The sequence below is a fragment of the Enterovibrio litoreus genome (assembly GCF_045679545.1).
GTDB lineage: Bacteria > Pseudomonadota > Gammaproteobacteria > Enterobacterales > Vibrionaceae > Enterovibrio.
Map to the genome: position 1 here is coordinate 383,472 of NZ_CP166194.1, position 20,229 is coordinate 403,700.

Annotated in this window: 15 protein-coding genes; 7 read left to right on the forward strand and 8 right to left on the reverse strand. The window is 44.1% G+C overall.

Annotation, left to right across the window (positions count from 1 at the left end; all coding sequences use genetic code 11):
• Positions 1-28: 28 nt before the first annotated feature.
• The 3 genes from AB8599_RS01760 (at position 29) to ilvN (ending at position 4,613) form a co-directional block, all read left to right on the forward strand.
• On the forward strand, positions 29-1,825 hold the full coding sequence (locus tag AB8599_RS01760; RefSeq protein WP_407332103.1) for an AMP-dependent synthetase/ligase: 1,797 nt from the start codon (positions 29-31) through the stop codon (positions 1,823-1,825).
• A gap of 572 nt (positions 1,826-2,397) precedes the next feature.
• Positions 2,398-4,116, forward strand: coding sequence for an acetolactate synthase 3 large subunit (locus tag AB8599_RS01765; protein WP_407332104.1), 1,719 nt, complete (start codon positions 2,398-2,400; stop codon positions 4,114-4,116).
• Positions 4,116-4,613 carry an acetolactate synthase small subunit gene (gene ilvN / locus AB8599_RS01770; RefSeq protein WP_407332105.1) on the forward strand — a complete coding sequence of 166 codons (498 nt, stop codon included), beginning with the start codon at positions 4,116-4,118 and terminating at the stop codon, positions 4,611-4,613. Before AB8599_RS01765 ends, ilvN begins: the two co-directional genes overlap by 1 nt.
• Before the next feature lie 184 nt (positions 4,614-4,797).
• Here the strand turns inward: ilvN and pykF are convergent, their stop codons facing one another.
• On the reverse strand, positions 4,798-6,210 hold the full coding sequence (pykF, locus tag AB8599_RS01775) for a pyruvate kinase PykF (RefSeq protein WP_407332106.1): 1,413 nt from the start codon (positions 6,208-6,210) through the stop codon (positions 4,798-4,800).
• Between the two features lie 642 nt (positions 6,211-6,852).
• On the opposite strand from pykF, the gene AB8599_RS01780 reads away from it, so the two are divergent.
• On the forward strand, positions 6,853-8,292 hold the full coding sequence (locus AB8599_RS01780; protein ID WP_407332107.1) for a sensor domain-containing diguanylate cyclase: 1,440 nt from the start codon (positions 6,853-6,855) through the stop codon (positions 8,290-8,292).
• Positions 8,293-8,323: 31 nt separating this feature from the next.
• On the opposite strand, the gene AB8599_RS01785 is transcribed toward AB8599_RS01780, so the two are convergent.
• Positions 8,324-9,486, reverse strand: a protein-coding gene (locus AB8599_RS01785) for an IS3 family transposase (RefSeq protein ID WP_407332108.1) whose coding sequence is annotated in 2 segments (ribosomal slippage) — positions 8,324-9,231 and positions 9,231-9,486 — 1,164 coding nt in all. Because the reading frame shifts where the segments join, the coding sequence is not laid out codon by codon here.
• 158 nt (positions 9,487-9,644) lie between these two features.
• Positions 9,645-10,526: a GGDEF domain-containing protein gene (locus AB8599_RS01790; protein WP_407332109.1), complete on the reverse strand. Its 882-nt coding sequence runs from the start codon at positions 10,524-10,526 to the stop codon at positions 9,645-9,647.
• A 549-nt stretch (positions 10,527-11,075) separates the two neighbouring features.
• Here AB8599_RS01790 and AB8599_RS01795 point away from each other — a divergent pair.
• Both AB8599_RS01795 and AB8599_RS01800 read left to right on the forward strand, forming a co-directional pair.
• Positions 11,076-11,288, forward strand: coding sequence for a cold-shock protein (locus tag AB8599_RS01795; protein WP_407332110.1), 213 nt, complete (start codon positions 11,076-11,078; stop codon positions 11,286-11,288).
• Positions 11,289-11,567: 279 nt separating this feature from the next.
• Positions 11,568-11,777, forward strand: a complete 210-nt coding sequence (locus AB8599_RS01800) for a hypothetical protein (RefSeq protein ID WP_407332111.1) — start codon at positions 11,568-11,570, stop codon at positions 11,775-11,777.
• Positions 11,778-11,918: 141 nt separating this feature from the next.
• Here AB8599_RS01800 and AB8599_RS01805 read toward each other — a convergent pair whose 3' ends face one another.
• The 3 genes from AB8599_RS01805 to AB8599_RS01815 all read right to left on the reverse strand — a co-directional run bounded on the left by AB8599_RS01805 (position 11,919) and on the right by AB8599_RS01815 (position 15,280).
• Entirely contained in the window at positions 11,919-12,554 is a 636-nt protein-coding gene (locus AB8599_RS01805; RefSeq protein WP_407332112.1) for a PolC-type DNA polymerase III, read from the reverse strand.
• 239 nt (positions 12,555-12,793) lie between these two features.
• A complete protein-coding gene (locus AB8599_RS01810) occupies positions 12,794-14,500 on the reverse strand; it encodes a glycoside hydrolase family 30 protein (protein WP_407332113.1) in 1,707 nt (568 codons plus the stop codon).
• Between the two features lie 423 nt (positions 14,501-14,923).
• Positions 14,924-15,280, reverse strand: a complete 357-nt coding sequence (locus tag AB8599_RS01815) for a hypothetical protein (protein ID WP_407332114.1) — start codon at positions 15,278-15,280, stop codon at positions 14,924-14,926.
• A gap of 678 nt (positions 15,281-15,958) precedes the next feature.
• Here AB8599_RS01815 and AB8599_RS01820 point away from each other — a divergent pair.
• Positions 15,959-17,197 carry a tyrosine-type recombinase/integrase gene (locus AB8599_RS01820; RefSeq protein WP_407332115.1) on the forward strand — a complete coding sequence of 413 codons (1,239 nt, stop codon included), beginning with the start codon at positions 15,959-15,961 and terminating at the stop codon, positions 17,195-17,197.
• A gap of 41 nt (positions 17,198-17,238) precedes the next feature.
• Here AB8599_RS01820 and AB8599_RS01825 read toward each other — a convergent pair whose 3' ends face one another.
• Together AB8599_RS01825 and AB8599_RS01830 are read right to left on the reverse strand one after the other, a co-directional pair.
• Positions 17,239-18,843: a hypothetical protein gene (locus AB8599_RS01825; RefSeq protein WP_407332116.1), complete on the reverse strand. Its 1,605-nt coding sequence runs from the start codon at positions 18,841-18,843 to the stop codon at positions 17,239-17,241.
• Positions 18,833-19,870, reverse strand: a complete 1,038-nt coding sequence (locus AB8599_RS01830) for a hypothetical protein (RefSeq protein ID WP_407332117.1) — start codon at positions 19,868-19,870, stop codon at positions 18,833-18,835. Before AB8599_RS01830 ends, AB8599_RS01825 begins: the two co-directional genes overlap by 11 nt.
• Between the last annotated feature and the right edge of the window lie 359 nt (positions 19,871-20,229).

Genomic DNA, 20,229 nt, shown 5'->3' on the forward strand with positions numbered 1-20,229 from the left:
AGCATAAGATGTGCTGAGAGAGAATTGAATGGCGCTGAAATTTCATATCGTTAATCGTATCCGTGAGCAGGTAAAAGCGCAGGGAGACAAAACCGCATTGCGTTTCCAAACAGGGAAAGGTTGGGGCGATATCAGCTGGCGTCAATTTGGTCAGCGCATCGACGATATATCGCGAGCGATGTTGGTTTCAGGCCTTGCTGTGCAAGACAAAATCGCTATCTTTGCGAATAACTGCCCAGAGTGGACCATTGCGGACATGGCAGCACTGCAAATTCGTTGTGTGCCTGTGCCAATTTACCCAACAAACACGCCAGATCAAACGGCTTACATTCTTAAGGATGCGGGAGCACGCATCATGTTTGTTGGCGATCAAGCGCATGCAGATATTGCAATGGCCATTGCTGAGCAATGCCCGACGCTTGAACATATCATCAGTTTCAGTGAAAACGTGGATTTTGCCGGCCACCCTATGGGAATGAGCTGGGAAGTGTTTATGGCGCTTGGGAACGACAACGTTGAGCAAGAGCTTCAAACGCGCATTGCCGAGGCGGCGATGGATGATTTGACAACCCTGATTTACACCTCAGGCACAACGGGCGAACCCAAAGGCGTGATGTTGGATTACGCCAACTTTGCTGCTCAACTTGAAAGCCATGATAAAGTATTGTCGATTTCTGAAAATGAAGTCTCGTTAGCCTTTTTGCCGTTGTCCCACGTGTTTGAGCGTTGCTGGACCTTGTTTGTGCTGCATAACGGCGCAACCAACTGTTACTTGTCTAACACATCCATGGTGCGCGAAGCCTTGCAAGAGGTAAAACCCACCGTGATGTGTGCTGTGCCGCGCTTCTACGAGAAGATCTACAGTGCCGTGCATGAGAAAGTCGCCACGGCGAGCCCGGTGAAAAAAGGCATGTTCCATGCCGCTGTTGCCATTGGCAATAGAATGGCAACGTGTATTCAGCAGGGCAAAAAACCGTCGGCTCCGCTAAAAGCGGCGTATCGCGCGGCAGACAAATTGGTATTGAGCAAACTGCGCCAATTACTCGGTGGTCAGATCAAAATGATGCCGTGTGGTGGCGCAAAACTTGAGCCTGCGATTGGCCGCTTTTTCCACGCGATTGGCATTAACGTGAAGCTAGGTTATGGCATGACCGAAACCACGGCGACGGTTTCATGCTGGGACAATGCAACGTTTGACCCCGATTCAATCGGTTTGGCGATGCCTGGTGCTGAAGTGAAGATCGGCAAAAACAATGAAATTTTGGTTCGCGGCCCAATGGTCATGCGTGGCTATTTCAACAAGCCAAAAGAAACCGCCGAGACTTTTACCGAAGACGGTTTCTTAAAAACCGGAGATGCCGGTCATATTGATGCTGCAGGTAACTTGTTCATTACCGATCGCATCAAGGAGTTGATGAAAACGTCTGGCGGCAAATACATTGCACCTCAAGTGATTGAAGGCAAACTGGGTAAAGACCACTTTATCGAGCAAATTGCGGTCGTTGCAGACGCACGCCACTTTGTGTCTGCACTCGTTGTTCCTTGCTTTGAAACGCTGGAAAGCTGGGCGAAAGAGCTCAATATTAAGTATCACGATCGCATGGATCTGATTAAACATAGCGACGTGGTTGAAATGTTTGAAAAGCGGATCACCGAGTTGCAAAAAGAGTTAGCGAAGTTTGAGCAGGTGAAAAAATTCACCCTGTTACCTTCAGAATTCTCAATGACAACGGGAGAGCTAACACCGACGCTGAAGTTGCGACGTAAAGTGATCCTTGAACGTTACAAAAAACAAATCGAAGCCATGTACAAAAAGCACATGTAATTCGAACTGAATACGATAAACAAGCATCTTGACGTTGCTTTTGTCTATGTAACAAACAAGCCCAGCGAGAATATCGCTGGGCTTTGCTTTATCTGGAGTTAGGCTGCGGATAATCCTCATGTTTCATCCTGTCTTATTTCTGATGCGAACGCTAAAAAACTGCACTTTACGGACGGCTTGATCCACTTTTCGTTCTAAGTTCGTAAAATTTGATGTTTTACATCACGACAAGGTGACACATTTCGAACACTAAATGTTGTCTATTGGTCGTATTTCAGCGGGAGATGCTACTATGGCAAGCTGTAACAGAGTCTTTGCTGATGAAAAGTTCATCAGATAGAGTTTTAATGGGAATTTCGGTTAACCAATAGACAGATTTGCTAACAAAGCGTTAAAGTTGGTCGTATTCGATACACTCTCAGGAGTGGGTTGAAAATTGCTGTTTTGATTCCTGTTACGACCGGAATCAAAGGCATAGCTGGAATGGGATATCGGCGATGAAACAGTAAATTCCGATACCTATCAATAGGCTAAAAATAAGTCCTAATACTATGCATACATGGAGGCGTATAGTGGAAATGTTATCCGGAGCCGACATGGTCGTTCGTTCAATGATCGACCAAGGCGTGAAACATATTTTTGGTTATCCAGGCGGATCAGTGCTGGATATCTACGATGCTCTACACGAAAAAAGCGACATAGAGCATGTGCTCGTTCGCCACGAGCAAGCAGCAGTGCATATGGCAGATGGTTATGCCCGTGCAACCGGTGAAGTGGGCGTGGTACTGGTTACCTCTGGCCCCGGCGCAACCAACGCGATCACAGGTATTGCGACTGCGTATTACGATTCCGTTCCTATGGTTGTGCTTTCCGGTCAGGTGATGAGTAACCTGATTGGTAACGATGCTTTCCAAGAATGTGACATGGTGGGTATTTCGCGCCCTATCGTAAAACACAGCTATCTAGTGAAAAATGCGGAAGACATTCCGAAAATCATCAAAAAAGCCTTTTATCTCGCATCGACTGGCCGTCCTGGTCCTGTGGTTGTTGATCTGCCAAAAGATATGCTTAACCCTGCCAATAAATTTCCGTATGAATATCCGGATAGCATGTCTATGCGCTCGTACAACCCGACGACCACAGGTCACAAAGGACAAATCAAGCGTGGCTTAAAAGCCCTGCTTGAGGCGAAAAAGCCAGTTCTTTATGTGGGTGGCGGAGCCATTATCTCTGAATGTGGCGAGCAAATTAAAACGCTGGCAGACACGTTAAATATTCCGGTTATCAGTACACTGATGGGCTTAGGGGCTTATCCGAGTACGGGTGACAAAGCGCTAGGTATGCTTGGCATGCACGGCACCTACGAAGCCAACATGGCAATGCATAATTCTGACCTTATCTTTGGTATTGGTGTGCGTTTTGATGACAGGACGACCAATAACGTCGAAAAATACTGTCCGAATGCCAAGATCATGCATATCGACATCGACCCGTCGAGCATCTCGAAAACGATCTCCGTGGATATCCCGATTGTTGGTTCGGCAGATACGGTACTGAGCAACATGCTCAAGCTCCTGACCGAGCAAGGCGGCACGAACGATGCTGCAGCGATTGACGCTTGGTGGAGTAACATCAAAGTATGGCGTGATCGCAAGTGCTTGGCGTATGAAACCAACAATGAGCGCATTAAGCCGCAACAGGCGGTTGAAGCCGTTTATAAGCTGACTAATGGTGATGCATACGTGGCATCCGATGTGGGTCAGCACCAAATGTTTGCGGCCCTGTATTACCCGTTTGATAAGCCACGTCGCTGGATCAACTCCGGCGGTCTCGGCACCATGGGCTTCGGCCTGCCAGCAGCCATGGGTGTGAAATTCGCGCTTCCAGATGCTGAAGTGATTTGTGTCACTGGTGATGGCAGTATCCAGATGAACATCCAGGAGCTGTCAACCGCATTGCAATACGACATTCCCGTTAAGATTATCAACCTTAACAACCGCTTCCTCGGTATGGTGAAGCAGTGGCAGGACATGATTTATCAAGGCCGCCACTCACAATCGTACATGGATTCGGTGCCTGATTTCGCGGCCATTGCAGAAGCCTACGGCCATGTAGGTATTCGCATTAACGACCCTGCTGAGCTGGAAAGTGAGCTGGCGCGTGGATTGGCGATGAAAGACAAATTGGTCTTTTTCGATATCAGCGTTGATGAAACTGAGCACGTTTACCCAATGCTGGTAAGAGGCGGTGCGATGAATGAAATGTGGTTGAGTAAGACGGAGAGAACGTAATGCGCAGTATTTTATCGGTTTTGATGGAGAACGAACCAGGCGCATTGTCTCGTGTTGTTGGTTTATTTTCTCAGCGCGGTTATAACATCGAATCTTTGACCGTTTCACCGACAGATGATCCCACTCTGTCTCGTCTCAACATTACCACAACGGTGGTGAAAGACTCTGAACGTGAGCAAATCGAGAAGCACCTACATAAGCTGATTGATGTGCTGAAAGTCAGCAACGTGACTGAGTCTGAGCACATCGAACGTGAACTGGCGATGGTAAAAGTGAAAGCAACGGGTTTTGCGCGTGCTGAAGTGAAACGCACTGCTGACATTTTCCGTGGTCAGATCGTTGATGTCACCAACTCCTTGTATACGGTTCAGCTAGCCGGAACCAGCGAAAAGATTGATGCCTTCATTTCAGCAATGAAAGACGTCACTGACATCATCGAAGTCGCGCGAAGCGGTGTGGTGGGTATTGCACGCGGTGAGCGAGCACTGCGTCAGTAAGCGCTAAGTGCCAGAAAAAAGAGCGATTTGAACATTAAAACCGACAGTGAAAGCTGTCGGTTTTTTTTTGGGGTCTGAAAGCGGTTCTGAGGGCAAGGGCCGCTCTCTACCTGCTTTTCCTAGCCTCTTACAGGCATAAAAAAAGGAGCCAATCGGCTCCTTTTTCAGCTTCAGTAAACGCCTATTACAGAACGTGTACAGAAGAAGTGTTAGTGGTACCTGAAGCAACCAATGCGCCAGAAACCATAACAACGATGTCGCCTTTCGCGCCCAGACCAGATTCCAGAGCGATTTCTTTACCTTGACGGTAGAATTCGTCAGTGCTTTCGTACTGGTCAACAACAACAGGCGTGATGCCTTTGCTTAGACACAGCTGCGCAGCAGTTTTTGGATTAGTGGTCACTGCAATGATGTTTGCAGTTGGGAAGTATTTACGCACTGAACGTGCAGATTTACCCGCTTCAGTTGCAACAACGATCAGTGGAGCACCCAGCTTCTCAGCGGTGTCTACTGCGCCTTTACATACTGCTTCAGTGATGCGTAGACGAGCGCTGTCTAGACGTGAACCCAGCTCAGCTTTCAGTACTGAATCAGTACGCTTAGCGATTTGCGCCATGATAGTTACTGCTTCTACTGGGTATTTACCTTTAGCGGTTTCACCAGAAAGCATCACTGCATCAGTACCATCCATGATGGCGTTCGCAACGTCGCCCGCTTCAGCGCGAGTTGGACGTGGGTTCTTGATCATTGAATCCAGCATTTGAGTTGCAGTGATAACAACTTTACGTGCACGATTACATTTCTCGATCATCATCTTCTGCGCGAAGATAACTTCTTCAGCAGGGATCTCTACGCCCAAGTCACCACGAGCAACCATGATGCCGTCAGACAGCTCAAGGATCTCATCGAAGTTATCTACACCTTCTTGGTTTTCGATCTTCGAGATGATTTGGATGCTCTCGCCGCCGTTAGCAGCAAGAATTTCACGAATTTCTTTAACGTCAGATGCTTTACGGATGAAAGAAGCCGCAACGAAGTCAACGCCTTGCTCACAACCAAATACTAGGTCGCTCTTGTCTTTTTCAGACAGTGCAGGAAGGTTAACTGAAACACCTGGTAGGTTAACGCCTTTGTTTTCACCCAGATCGCCATTGTTCAGTACTTTACAGATAACTTCAGTTTCTGTGGTTTCCAGTACTTCCATTTCGATCAGACCATCATCAACAAGGATGATGTTGCCAGCGTTCAGGTCTTGAGAAAGACCGGTGTAAGTCACAGCAACGCGCTCTGAGTTACCCACTACTGATGCGTCAGTTGTGAAAGTGAACGTTTGGCCTGCAACTAGAGCAACGTCGTTGCCGCCTTCTAGTTTGATAGTGCGGATTTCAGGGCCTTTGGTATCGAGCAGGATTGCCAGCTGCTTACCAGTGTTCTTCATCACTTCACGAAGATTTGCGATACGCGTACCGTGTTCGTCAAAGTTACCGTGTGAGAAGTTCAGACGCATTACGTTCATGCCAGCATCAGCTAGCTTGGTCAGCATTTCTACTGATTCAGTTTTTGGTCCAATCGTACAAACGATTTTGGTCTTTTTCATGTAGGGTTCTCTCCGGTCGAGCTTTTAACCAAGGGACAATTGTTGCTGTAATCACAATTATTAGTGCTCGATGTCTGTAATAAAACAACAAGCTAATCGAGGTGAGCAACAAGATTGCCCTTATGCTCTTACAGCGTTAATACAGATTCATGACACAGTAATTGTGTTGTCCAAACGGCGTTTATCGCTTGGACAACACAACTCATCCATGAAAACGGACACAGTATACATGCTTTGTGTGGCGGAAATTTGATCGCAGGCAATGGATAAAGCGTATTTTCTACCTTCATTCCATCATCTACTCAAATGATACAGGTATAGAGCCGATCTCAAGGGCCGTAAATTTACCACAAAAAATGAGGTAGATCACTAACTGGCAACGATTCAGCAAAGACCAGTAAACCTTGGGGATTAAAGGGGAGAAAGTCGCTAATAAAGGGCTAATGGCGCGTTTATCTCTCCGTATTCACATGAAAATTAACTACAATTCTCTTTCTAAAAATCGGTTTTATCATAACGTTTCATGTGAAAACCGAGACACTTCTCGTTCTCGTCATTCAATATTATTCAAGGTAGAGCGACCCGCTCAAATTTTGCGACAATGTTATCAAATTATTCGCCAAGGTGGCGTTCTTCAAGGAAATGCATTTGTATCGTCAATTGGTTGCGTGGGTTGTAACAGCCGCGATTTTCTCGTGGGCGTCGGTCGGTATGGCGATGCCTTCGACGGGTGAAAATACTTTGACAGTGACTAACTCCCACAGTTGGAAACCTTTTGCATTTGTTGAAAATGGTGAGCCGAAAGGGCTATTGGTGGACTATTGGCGTTTGTACGGTGAGGTCAACAATGTTCCTGTGGAATTCATTCTGTCTGATTGGAGTGATTCCTTAGATTTGGTGGCAGAAGGGGGAAGGAAAGTGCATGCCGGACTGTTGTACTCATCATCTCGCGATCTTTATTTGGAGTACACGCTACCACTCTTTGAGATATCCGCTTCTCTGTATATTGTTAACGACAGTGAACAACTGAAAACGCAAAGTATCCTGCCCGGAATGAAGATAGGTGTGGTGCGAGGAGGATACGAAGAAGAGCATCTAGGCTCTCGATATCCGTTGGTTGAATTGGTGGCTTTTGATAACAACGCCAAGCTGATTGATGCCGCACTGAATGGGCAAGTGAACCGTATGTTGCTCGACACCCAAGTCGCCACCTATTACCTATCACAGCGGGCTGACCCATATCAGTTCATTCCTGTTGATATTCTTTATACCAAAATGATTTATGCCGCCGTGCCTGAAGGCAATGAAGCACTGCGAGATGAGATCATGGCAGGCATGAAGAAAATTCCAGTTTTAGACATGACACGCATTGAACAGAAATGGCTCAATACCAGCCGTGTGTTTACTGTGCCAGGATGGATTTGGCCTTTGGGGATCGTGTTGGTTGTCTTGGTGACACTAAGCTACATTGTCCTTCTTCGCCAAACCGTACAGCGTAAAACGCGTGATTTGAAAGCACTCAATAAAAAACTGGAAGCGTATGCTTTTACCGACTCGCTGACTGGCTTGTTGAATCGTCGAGGCCTTGAAAAAGAGTTTGAAAGCCGAAAAGTCACAGCATTGATAAAACGTCATCAATTGGCGGTGTTAGTGATTGATGTCGACCATTTCAAGAAAATTAACGACAGTTTTGGCCATAGCAAAGGTGACGAAGTGTTGATGAGCTTGGGCAAAGCATTTGAACAGGCGCTGGAAGAAGGTATTGCACTATCGCGTTTGGGTGGGGAAGAGTTTTGTTTACTCTTGGATGTCAAAAGCCGTGAACAGCTTGATGCCGTCACTGAATATATTTGTTACTACCTGGTTCCTAGCGCATCGCAATCAGACCTAGGGCTGCAAGTGAGTGCTTCAATTGGAGCAGTACTGGTGGATACGAATCAAGGTCAACTGTCGCTAGATTCCTTGATCCATCAAGCGGATAAGTTGATGTATTTGGCGAAAGCTGCTGGGCGTAACACGGTGAGAGCGAAATCCCTATCGAGTGAGCTTAAGCCTTCTCAGTTACTGGGTGTTATGAATTAACATGACACATACCCGAGTCACTTTGTAGTGGTCAACTCATTCCGGACAGTAAATTAGGCCGATTTTCAGCTTTTGCAGGTGGAAGACCACCGTTATAACTATGCGGTCTCTTCCAGTTGTAATAGCTCATCAGGTAATGGCTGATATCTTTGGATGCCTCAGCGAAAGATGCATAGCCTGTTGCTGGTATCCATTCAGATTTTAGACTTCTAAATAGCCTTTCCATCGGAGCGTTGTCCCAACAGTTGCCACGGCGACTCATGCTTTGTGTCATCCGATACCGCCACAGGTGTTGTCGAAACTGGCGGCTGCCGTATTGAGACCCCTGATCCGAATGGAACATCACGCCACTTGGTTTTCCTCGTTGCTCATACGCCATCGACAACGCTTTTGTAACCAATGCCGCATCAGGACTGTCAGACATGGCCCAACCGACAACCCGTCTGCGATACAGGTCAATGACAACGGCAAGATAGCACCAACGTTGACCCGCCCATATATAGGTAATATCACCGCACCAGACTTGATCTGGGGCTGCGACACTGAACTGACGATCAAGCTGATTGGGAATATCAAGCCGTTCAATCGAGGCTTGCTTATAGTTATGTGAGCCGGGTTGCTTACTGATGAGTTGTGCCTCTTTCATCAATCGGCGAACCTTGAATCGGCCAATCTTATGTCCGAGATCAGTCATCATGTCGACCAGAGTGCGACTACCCGCAGAGCTTCTGCTCAGCGTAAACAGTCGGTTGATCTCGCTACGAAGATGCAAACGTTCAGCATCAATATCATGGCGCCGTTGGCAATGCTCATAGTAAGTCGACGTAGCAATATCTAACACAGCACAAACCAATTCTACCGGTTCTTGCTCTCTCAATTGGTCTATCAGCGCGTACGTTCGAGTTCGTCCGACATCAAGAGAGCAGTAGCCTTTTTTAGAATGGATTTTTCTCGTTCAAGTCGATGGATCCTTGCCTCTAACTCTTGGATTTTCTGCTGCTCTGGCGTTAAGGCTTTGGAAACTGGCGTACTACCTCCGCGCTCTTGTTCAAGTTGTGTGACCCAGCGTCTGAGTCCCGTTTCACCGACGTTTAATGAGCGGCTAGCCTCAGCAATTGAATACCCTTGGTCAAGTACCAAACAGGCTGCTTCCAGTTTAAATTCAGCGGAGAATGAACGACGTTGTCTTGTCATGGAACACCTCTTTCTTTAGTGGTGACTTTACCACCTTAAATGGTGTCCGGGATCATTAAACCACTACACTTCTTACACAAGAAGCATGCCGCGGTCGTAGGTGTGGTTATTTCACTGCCGAGCTAACGCGATTCATCATGCTGGCAAAGAGTCGGGACTTAATCACCACAGTCATTATTCATGACCTTATTGCGACCAGATTCTTTGGCCTGATACAGTGATTTATCTGCTCGCAGGCTGGCTGATATAAACCCTTCCGAATCGCTGATTTGAGTGAAACCAATCGACACGGTGCAGTTGATAGCCAATGGCTGCTTATTTGACTGACTAACACGTACCGTTAGATCTTCTATCGAACAACGCAGCATCTCAAGCCTCCCACTGGCATGGTTTCGGTCGTCAGCTCTTAGAAGTAGTGCAAATTCCTCACCACCTAAACGAAAAGCACACTCTTCCGGCTCTGTGAATTCTTCGATAATGCGTGCTAATTGCTTGAGGACAAGATCACCAACAGGATGGCCAAAACTATCGTTGATGCGTTTAAAGTGATCAATGTCCACCATTGCAAGGTACTGTCGGCGTTGGGGCGTTGTATTTCGATCGTTAAACAAATCGAGCAAATAACGGCGATTATAGAGGTTGGTGAGATCATCTCTATTTGCCATGTCCCTCAACGTACGCTCTCGGCATACCTGATCGGTTACCACACTCACAAACGTACACATCGCTTTTTCACCATACCAATCAATCACTTTATCTGTGATTTCCGCGATCATTGGATTGCCTTTTAAATCAGTGTGATTGATGACTTCTGGTGGGGTAGGTGTGCCTGTTTCAATGGCATGCTTGTAGCGCCGGCGTGCTTCTGGCCAGTGATCTTCTTCAAACAACACTTGAATACTTTCTAGGTTCAATACGTCCTCGGCGCTCGCCATGCCGCTGAACTTTGCGAAGGCATTGTTGGCGTACTTAGGCACGAAATCGATATGGATCACGCAAGGATTGGGATGAATGTCTAAAATGTCTTTGAAATCTGGCATCACATGGATAACGGTTTAGTCAAAAGAGTGTGAAACTTATCATTTATTTATGTAAAAACTGAGATGAATTTCAATAAGTTGGGATTATTACCCTCATTTTCTCAATAACGAAATGAGTGTGTTGCATATCTACGCGTGTTAACGCTTGGTTTATAGCCCTACTTATTGATTAAAGCGTCAGTTATTTGGGCGATGAATGCGCAGGTGCTTCCGCAAACGTTCTCAATGTGCAACGCAGAAAGTCAGGTGAAAAAGTACAAGAAAATCGACGACTTTTGGTGCTAACGTCCTCAAGAACTGCCGAAAAACCACTCAAGAAGTGATGCAAAAATAACTTAAAAATAAATCTCGCTATTTAAATTTTAAGCGGTATAGTGATGGCTGGCTCTTAGAAAAGAGTTGTTAATGCCACATTTAGTATAAGTTTCTTCTCAGCTACTTCTCGATACCCTTCGTTTAATATCCTGCGTCAAAATTTGTCTTCATCGAACATTCAATAGCTTTCATTATCAGCCTTACTTAACATTAATCTAAAAAATAGAGGTCACTATGTCTGCTAAAACGACTGGTTCAGTAAAATGGTTTAACGAAGCGAAAGGTTTTGGTTTTCTTACTCAAGATAATGGCGGAAAGGACGTATTTTGTCATTTCAACGCGATTGTTTCTGACGGTTTTAAAACCCTAGCCGAAGGTCAAAAAGTTAGCTTTAACGTAGAAGATGGGCCTAAAGGCCTACAAGCAAGTGAAGTGTCAGCGCTATAATCTATGATCGATTGGTTAGTACGCTTACTTTAACTGATCGGTGTTAGCGTTGTGTAATGACGCAGTGTGGCAATGCACAATCACCATGTTGCGTCTTTAGACCTTTCTTAAAAATCACGAAAAAACACCCTTTCTTATGCTCGTTTACGCACTCAGTGTGTGTAGAAACGAATCTGTAGAAAAACAAAAAGGAATAATAATGTCTCGTAGAACAACACGCCAAAAACATTGGTACCAATTATCACGTGAAAAAAAGCAATTAATGACTAAGAGTAAATAATGATAAAAATTGATTTTCATTTAGAAAAAGAAAATGCATTTTGGAATGCAGAGATACATCAGCTAAACAGTGACGTTTTGAAAAGGCACATATTGCCAAAGATAACATCGACCAATCGTAATATTGATTTCGAATACTGTGACAAAACCTGCCTAGGAAAAATCATTGAGCCGAGTGGCAATGTTGTTGGTGAATTTACCGTACATTAATGATTTAAGCATTTCAGAGATAACCGCGTAATAAACGCCGTGCTATAAATGCCCCGCTAAAAACGCATAGAGAGCGAGACTTATACCGAAATTCGATCTTGTCGTCAGACTGACACCCATCGATAATCACCAAGTATCGCTCTAACTTCCCCGTACTTTTCGAAACACACCGTCAAGCGCCTGTTTACTCGTCTTACTGATCGTTTGCATCAACCTAAACTCAGGGTTGCAAATACGCTGCTGATCCAAATCGTCGAGCATAAGCATCCATAGCTTCGCGGTCATCTGAGCATCCGCCAATGCGCGGTGAAAGACACCATCATTATCAATACGCTTGAACCGAACCAGCTCACCCAATTTATGACTGGGCGCATCCTGAATAAGACGCCGTGCGATCAGCATTGAACAGGCGAACTGGCCCGAATAGCCAATACCTAGTGGCTGAAGTTCTGCATCTAAAAAGCGCTTATCGAATGACGCATTGTGTGCAACCAGATTACTTCCAGCAATAAACTCAGCAAACTGCGCCATCACCTCTTCACAACTTGCAGCTGTACGCAGCATGTTATTTGTGATGCCGGTATACCCTTCAATAAAGCGGCTGACTCGAAACCCTGGGTTCATGAGCGCCTGAAACGTATCAACAACTTCGCCATCAACCAGTTTTACCGCGCCAATCTCGATCGCTCTGTCACCCATATTGGGGGATAAACCCGTGGTTTCAAAGTCGAGTACGGTAACAGTATGAGCCGGTAAGTGTGAGAGTGTGGATGACATCAAGAAGACCTTATAGGTGCGAGTTAGGAAAGCGGTGCGAGTATAGCGCTAGTCGTGATGAGAAACGAGAATAGGCAATGAAATAGAGGCGGCCAGTAAGGTGAATTCTGCATATTATGAAGAAAAAGCAAAAAAGCCTGAGAGACAGATTCTTTCAGGCTTTTTGTATATCGTATCTTTCTAAGCGTAAGCTGATATCAGCTTAAAACGCCTGTTCCCGTGAAGATCGCTTGCCGTATTTACAGTTGCACGCGAACCGTTTGTAGGGCGTTTGCTGGCATCTCAATTTTCGCTTTCTGTGCACCTATCACCAAATCAAACGTGATTGGCTGTTTGGTGGTATTCAGCAATTGCACACTTAGCAGGTTATCGCTGTTAATCGTCGCACTCGCATGCAATGCATCATGCTCTAGGCCGTGCAAAAATTTATCAGCCTGTACGGCTTTATCGCCAGGACGAATGGTTCGGCTAAATTGCGCCAACACATCGTAAATAGGCGTGTAGTAAACATGCCCTTTTTCCACGTCAATCATGATCGGCGCACCGCAGAAATTGCCCGCGTGATTTGGACCGCCGTTGTGGTCAAGCACCGCATTCCAATCAACCCAGCCCGCCATCCAATGGTTCAGGCTAACAATAATGTCACGCGCATAACGATGAACTGGCGTATAGATAGGGTGATTCTCTGGGTTGGGCGCCCACGTTGCCGTGTATGCCCAATCCGTTGCGTTTTCATTCCACCAGAACTCATCATTGTTGAACCAGCCGGATTCTTGAAACTTCACCGGATCTAAAATGCCTTTTGGTGCAGGTTTCCCCAGATCATCGATCGTCCCTTCGGTGTGAATAATGGCGAAGTCAGGGAATGTGTTGTGCACCTTGTCGAGAACATCTTCATACACATCCACAGTGCTGGAATACCAATGCACCGCCGAGCCGTAAACAAATGGCGCAGTCTCAGGATCGCCCAAGATCACATCTGTCCAATGCTCTAAGTGATCGCGGTTTTGATCGTAGATCAACACGCGAGTATCAGCGAAAGCGCTTTCTTTTAACGTCGGCCCAAGGAACTCTTTGATGAAGGTATTCTGGGTTTCAGCGGTAAAGTGCATGCTTTCCCAGTTACCGCTGTTACCGTGCGGTTCGTTAACTGGCGTTAACCCCCAGATCTCTACGCCGGCTTCTTTATAGTGCTCAAGGTACTTCAGCAGATACTTCGCATAGGTAGACACATATTCTGGCTTCAACTGACCGCCAGTGCCTTCCCAATCGTTTTCTTTCGACCCTTTGATAAACCATGTGTCGATGTCTTTCATCCAAGGTGGCGCAGTCCATGCCGACGCAATAATATTCAGCGTGCTGTCATCTTGCATGGATTTGATCGCTTGGGCTTGGTGGATCATCGGCAGCACATCAAAAGACTCATCTTGAATGTCTGGGTACTTCGCCTTAGAAAAACCGTCGCTGTCTGGTGCGATAGTAAAGTGTTTTAGCTCGGTATCACCTTCAACTTCGGCATATCCAAGCTTTCCTTCCACTGAAAAATCCGTCGAGCCGATAGGGGTTCGCGTCAGAGAGAAATTCGCGCCGGAATCTGAATACAGTTTTTCCATCACCGCTTGGCGCTTTTCAACGGGCAAATGCGCGAGAACAAAGGCCGAAGATTCGGTAAACGACGTACCAATTCCCGTGATCGTTTGCTTTACCACATCAGGTTGGATCACGATCCGCGTGCCGCTGACAGGCTCAGTGGTAAAGGGTTGATTAGCCATCAAAGACATCTTATCGCCTGCTTCACTGGTCAGCAGGATTTCAGTGGTAGACGATAAACCGAAATGTTTGTTTTTATGAATCAAAGGATTCTCCCTGTCATAGTGAGATGTGCAGGACAGCATCATCGCTGATGACAATGCGATAAAAACTGCAGAGAGCGTTCTCACTTCCATGTTATTTGCTCCGTTGTTAGTCAGTGCTTGGTGTGGTGCTTAGCTAATATTTCAGTGCAGAGAAAAAGGGATATACTTTGTATCGCGCTGTGAAAGCGCTTTCTCTATTGTTCGAAAAACAAAGTCAAAGCACCAAAATCTCCCCGTACATATACCTTGCTCCGGTGAACGTTGTCACCCACACCAATGATGAACCCATGGTGCGTTCTTAGATTCAATACAAAGGAGTGTTGGATATGTGAAGTGTGGCTAATTGTGTCTTTTTTCTGGTGATATACCGACAAGGGCGAGGCCTTTATTGCTGCCGCGTCTGCGCCAGAATGTCACTGACGCATGATGAAAAAAACAGGGTTCTGCACACACACGTACACTAGAGCGGAAGTGTATGTCTCCCGCCGTCGTCAATGAATGGCGTTAAAAATACTATTCAGAAATAGGCTCGGATTCTAGAGTAGAAAGACTCGCTTTCACTATCGTCTCTAGCGTTGACCAGTTATCAATGTTGGTCGTGCCCAGCGTAAAGCATCTCCCAGTTAGTTTCCCAAAAAGGGAGGTTTTCACGTTCTCAGTCGGGTATTGGATTTCGCACCGAATGGTGGGTGCTATCGGGTCTAAATCAAATGCCACCAAAGCAACAGGAATATCGCTGCGCGCATTGCCCATGTTCACGCGCAAAATAACGGGTAGACCCTCATCGGTTGCAAACATATAAATGGGGACGACGCGATTCGCATTCCCACTGGGCAAGAGATTTTGCAGGTAATCAAGTCTGTCTAACATTGCCAGTAACCCCACTTAAAGTAAGTCTAAATGCATTCTAGCTTACCGTTTGACTATAGCCATAAAACGGCCGTTTGAAATTCGATGTACTCGAAATGGGATGTGTGAATAGGTGTAATAGCAAAGCAATAAGTGTGGATTGGCATATCAGCTAAGAAGTGGATTGATTTGCTTTGATAGGTCATAGGAGTTGCTGCAAAAGGTTGGGACACAAATACTTGGCGAATTGATTTGGACATAGAGTCATTTGCTGAGATTGGCAATTGTGTGTCAATCGGTACCGTTGATAGTCACTTAGCATTTAGCCCTGATGATTTTTCGGCGATCTATACCGCCGAGAAAATACATAAAGGGTGTCTCATATCGCGGCGGATAAAGCCAGGATGGGGTATTCCGTGGGTGTGATAACAGGGTTATATCTTGGCCTGTCCCTTAAGTTTGATACCTCTCGTTTGATAAAACATCTCCATTTTGAATCAAAGACCATGCGATTATGAGTAACTAAAATACTGTTTATCAGTGAACACCCATGAACAGGAGTGAATATATAAAATTAATTAAATCATAGTCTTGCGTGTGGTTGTTTGTTTTGCCTTGTTCACGGGAATTCATGGCGATATAAAAATTTTGCTATAAATATGCTATAACGGAGGAATTGAAAGCAAGGAAGCCGACAACATGCCACTTAAAAAGAAGATAACCGCCACCAGTCTCAAACAGCTTACCTTAGAAGAAAGGCGACTGAATGATACCGAGATCGCAGGCTTTCATGCGCTCATGTCAAAGGCGGGAAAAGTCACCTATTACCTTTATTACCGCATTGATGGAAAGCAGGTAAATTACAAGCTGGGATTGGCGAGCGAAATCACCCCTGCTCAAGCAAGGGATCTTGCTAAAACGAAAGCGGGTGAAGTGGCAAAAGGTAATGACGTTCAAGAAATCAAAAAGCAGGCAAGGGAAGACAACCTGCGCCGAAAACACCTCAAGCTCTCCACTTTCCTCAATGAACGCTATTTGCCGTTCCTAACCATGCGAAACCCAAAAACCTCAGATCGAACCATCAAGCACTTACTCAGTCGCTTTAAATTCCTGCTAGATAAAGACCTAAGCCAGATCACCGCATGGGAGATTGAGAAGTGGAGAAGTAAAGAGCGCAAGCTTGGTAAAGCTGCTGGCACAATTAACTACACAGTGAATTCACTCAAAGGTGCATTATCACGCGCTGTTGAGTGGGGGCTGATTGACTCTCACGAACTCAGCAAAGTGAAAGCTATTAAAGCCGATAACACCCGCGTTCGTTACCTCAATGAAGCCGAAGAAAAGCGCTTACGCCATGCTTTAAAAGAAAGGGATTGGAAAATCAGAGAGGCAAGGCGTTCAGCCAATGAACACAGAAGTATTCGCCGCTATGACACTATGCCAAGCTTGGACGACGTAGCATTTGCGGATTACGTTGAACCGCTCGTGTTGTTAGCGATGAATACAGGGTTACGCCGTGGGGAACTGCTCGGCCTTGAGTGGAGTGACGTGTTCTTTGGTGAGCGCTTCCTGCAAGTGAAAGCCAGCAACGCCAAATCAAAACTCTCTCGCACTATGCCACTAAACAACGAAGCCTTTGATGTGCTGACAAAGTGGCGAAAGCAAACACCTGCTTCTCGTTACCTGTTTGAAGGAAAAGAAGCAGGTAAACCGCTAACCGATGTGAAAAAGCCTTGGGCGACAGTGCTAGATATTGCCATGATTGAAGGCTTCAACTTTCATGATCTCCGCCACCACTTCGCAAGTAAGCTAGTGATGGCGGGCGTTGACCTGAACACAGTTCGTGAACTGCTAGGCCACGCCGACCTTAAGATGACGCTAAGGTATGCACACTTAGCGCCAGAGCATAAGGCGGCGGCCGTGAATCTTATAGGCTGATAGCGTAGAATCTAAAGTTGAGAAATCCAAAATATGTACTGCTACAAGTTTAATCCCGGAATGTTTTCTAAATGCTCTAAGAACTCAACATTGTACTCCTTAGATAGTAACTTTCCATTTTTATGATTGCTATAGTCAATTGCATTTATATTAGAATTTGAATACTTATTATTGCTGTACTCTTCGGACTTTAGTGTTGATGTAAGTATTACTTGTTTTCCAAGCTTTATGTATAGGTCAAGCATTTTCATTTCTTTCGACGTAGAGAGCTCTCCATCTCTAAATGAATCTATTATTATTGGGAAGGTATGGTTTAATTTTTTATTTATGGCAAGCGTTCTACAGAAGTAATATTCTTGCTCATCACTTCCTGAATAAACAGTTTGTTGTTTTGAAAATATATCATCAAATCTAAGCCTTCCATCATGATCGATCTCTCTACAAATCTCATTCATATGATCTGTTATTTCTGATATGAATTTAGCCACTTGAGCTTTTGTATCATTAACACCCTTTGATAAATTGTCTTTTTGTCTTTGATATTCTTTAATATCTGCGGTGACCTCATGTGCTTCCTTGTCAAACTCTTCCATCGTTCTAATGTCATCACTAAACATGGCGAGTTGAAAAATATCAGGTGGGCTTTCTTTCTCTAATTTGGTTAGTTTTGATTGAAGAGTGTTTATTTCATGTGAGAGGGATGCAATTAATTCATTTTTACTTTCTATGTTTTTTGATATTGAAGATAATATTTCACCTCGAACTTCTATATTTGAGACGTCAAAATTAAGGTCTTTGTTTTTAAATATAATTTTATCCGAACCGCACTCGTTACAGATAACTTCACCTAGCTGCATATTTCTGTTGAGAGAGCTTAACTCACCTTTCAATGATTCTAGGTTTGAAACCCTAATTTCTTCCTTGTTCCTTTTTTTTCTTTTGTCTAAGATTTCGTCTGAAATCTCTCTTGCTCTCTTTCTTAACTCCTCAACATCAATGTTATCCTTTGACTTGGAAGTGAATGAAGCTAAGCGAGGGTTTTTAGATATTATCTTAATTTTCTTTAAAAGTGACTTATGTGTATTTTGAAGTTCCTTTATTTTATTTTTTATCTCCAACTCTTCAAAACTTACATAAATAGGTCTATCTATTCCTGATAGTTGAGCTAGCATTGATTTGAAATCTTCTTTATTAAAATATCTATCGCCAATAAGGCCTGAAGGAGTTCTTCTATCTTGGCCAATGAAGAAAGTCTCATACAAAGTTGCTAGATCAACAGTGATGTCTGTTCCTTTTTTATTTACCTTTGGTATCTTGCCATAGAACTTTGATAAATATCTACGTAGCTCTTGTTCTGAGTCAAAGATACTTAAGCCATCATCAGACTTTACTATAAATGAAGAGTTTTTCCTGACGAAATGAAATTCGCTTCCGTTCATCTCGATCAATGAATAGAATGTGTAATCCTTATAGTCGAAACCTTCGGGAAAAATAGGGTTGTTACCGATGGAATATAGCATTCCTTGCAGTAGTAAAGTCTTTCCCCTGTTATTGTCATCACTATATATAACATTTACTTTTTCATTTAGTCTAGACTCGAAGAATGCTTCTTTGCCATTACCCATGCCGAATTTTTTAAATTTCATTTTCATTTCCTTGAACGACTAAAGATATAAGGTATAGAATTGAAAGCCTATCTAGGTAAGATGGCGGGTTTATTTTTTTTATATGTATCGATTCATAAATCTCATATATGTTAGTTGACTTTTCCTTTGTTATTTTCTTTATTATCCCTTCTGATATTTTCCAGAATTTGTGAGAGGTTCCTTTATCAAACATTGCTCTGCTCAGGTTGGAGTTACACTCAAAAATCAAATCTTTTAATACTTCCCCGTCGAAACCTATAGATTCCTTTGTTATTACCTCTAAGAATGGGTATGGAACACCTTCACTTTTGAAGATATCACTCACTCCAATTATTCTACTGATAATTAGGGTTTTTATTTGATTTTTTGTTATGAATCTATTTAATTTGATGACGTCTTCTGGTTTTTCTATTGTTATATTCTCAATTTCAGAGTTTTTCAGGGATGACTGTTTGTTTCTAATCTCATCGAAAATGTTTTGATATGTTAGATCCTTTATTATTTTCTTTGAACCGAACTCAACCATGGATTTTATATAGTGAGAGCACGGTTTGTCGTCATTGAAGAAACTCACCGATAATAAGAATTTACCCAGTGAATCTTCATCTATAACGCAATGATTTTTTTGTATTACTTCTCTTAGTTTTTTCTCTATTCTTTTTTTTGTTTTCTCGTGTATGTTTTCATAGTTATAGCTATTTAGATTGCTATCTAGTAAATATGCTTTCTCAAAAGGTTGACTAAAAAGGATGTATGCGTCGAATTTGAAATTTGAAATGAAATTATCATAGAGAGTAAATAAGCTCTCGCCTATTTTGGCTGGATTGAATTTACTGTAGTTCTTACTTTGCACATCGAGCATTAGTGTAAAGTTCTCATCTACACCTGTTACGTCATTGAAGCAATCAACAATAACAATCTCAATGTTGTTGCTATCATTTCTCATGCCCAGCAGGTAAAGCATTGATTTTGTCTCGTAATCAGAAGATTTCTTATTTGTTATTTCTGTATTTCTGAACGTATACAAGGCTAGTTTCCCTTAGAGGATTTAGTATGGACTATCTGTTTCACAATTGGATAGAGCGAATCTGAAGGTATCACCTAATCCTTACACTGAGTAATTGATTGTATTGTTTTTTGGGCTCGATACCAGCAGTGTTAACAATTTAATAGCAGGTTTAGTGATAGATATGTTGTTTGTTGAGGTGTACATGTTTTACTTCTATCCGAGCATGGTTATAGCACTCGTTCGGTTCGATAACCGACGAAGCCCCGCAAACACTTGGCTTCTAACCGAAACGGGCAAGCCTAAAGGCTTGTGCGTTCGGCTTGCCTAGCCTAAAGGCTATTCATCCGGCGACACGTCCCCAATCCCTGACCATCATC

Coding starts and splice junctions, on each gene's coding strand:
- AB8599_RS01815 (WP_407332114.1), bottom strand. CDS start 15,280: ATGTTAGACAGACTTGATTACCTGCAAAATCTCTTGCCCAGTGGGAAT.
- AB8599_RS01790 (WP_407332109.1), bottom strand. CDS start 10,526: ATGCCAGATTTCAAAGACATTTTAGACATTCATCCCAATCCTTGCGTG.
- AB8599_RS01810 (WP_407332113.1), bottom strand. CDS start 14,500: ATGGAAGTGAGAACGCTCTCTGCAGTTTTTATCGCATTGTCATCAGCG.
- AB8599_RS01800 (WP_407332111.1), top strand. CDS start 11,568: ATGATAAAAATTGATTTTCATTTAGAAAAAGAAAATGCATTTTGGAAT.
- AB8599_RS01795 (WP_407332110.1), top strand. CDS start 11,076: ATGTCTGCTAAAACGACTGGTTCAGTAAAATGGTTTAACGAAGCGAAA.
- ilvN (WP_407332105.1), top strand. CDS start 4,116: ATGCGCAGTATTTTATCGGTTTTGATGGAGAACGAACCAGGCGCATTG.
- AB8599_RS01780 (WP_407332107.1), top strand. CDS start 6,853: ATGCATTTGTATCGTCAATTGGTTGCGTGGGTTGTAACAGCCGCGATT.
- AB8599_RS01760 (WP_407332103.1), top strand. CDS start 29: ATGGCGCTGAAATTTCATATCGTTAATCGTATCCGTGAGCAGGTAAAA.
- AB8599_RS01825 (WP_407332116.1), bottom strand. CDS start 18,843: ATGAAATTTAAAAAATTCGGCATGGGTAATGGCAAAGAAGCATTCTTC.
- AB8599_RS01820 (WP_407332115.1), top strand. CDS start 15,959: ATGCCACTTAAAAAGAAGATAACCGCCACCAGTCTCAAACAGCTTACC.
- pykF (WP_407332106.1), bottom strand. CDS start 6,210: ATGAAAAAGACCAAAATCGTTTGTACGATTGGACCAAAAACTGAATCA.
- AB8599_RS01805 (WP_407332112.1), bottom strand. CDS start 12,554: ATGTCATCCACACTCTCACACTTACCGGCTCATACTGTTACCGTACTC.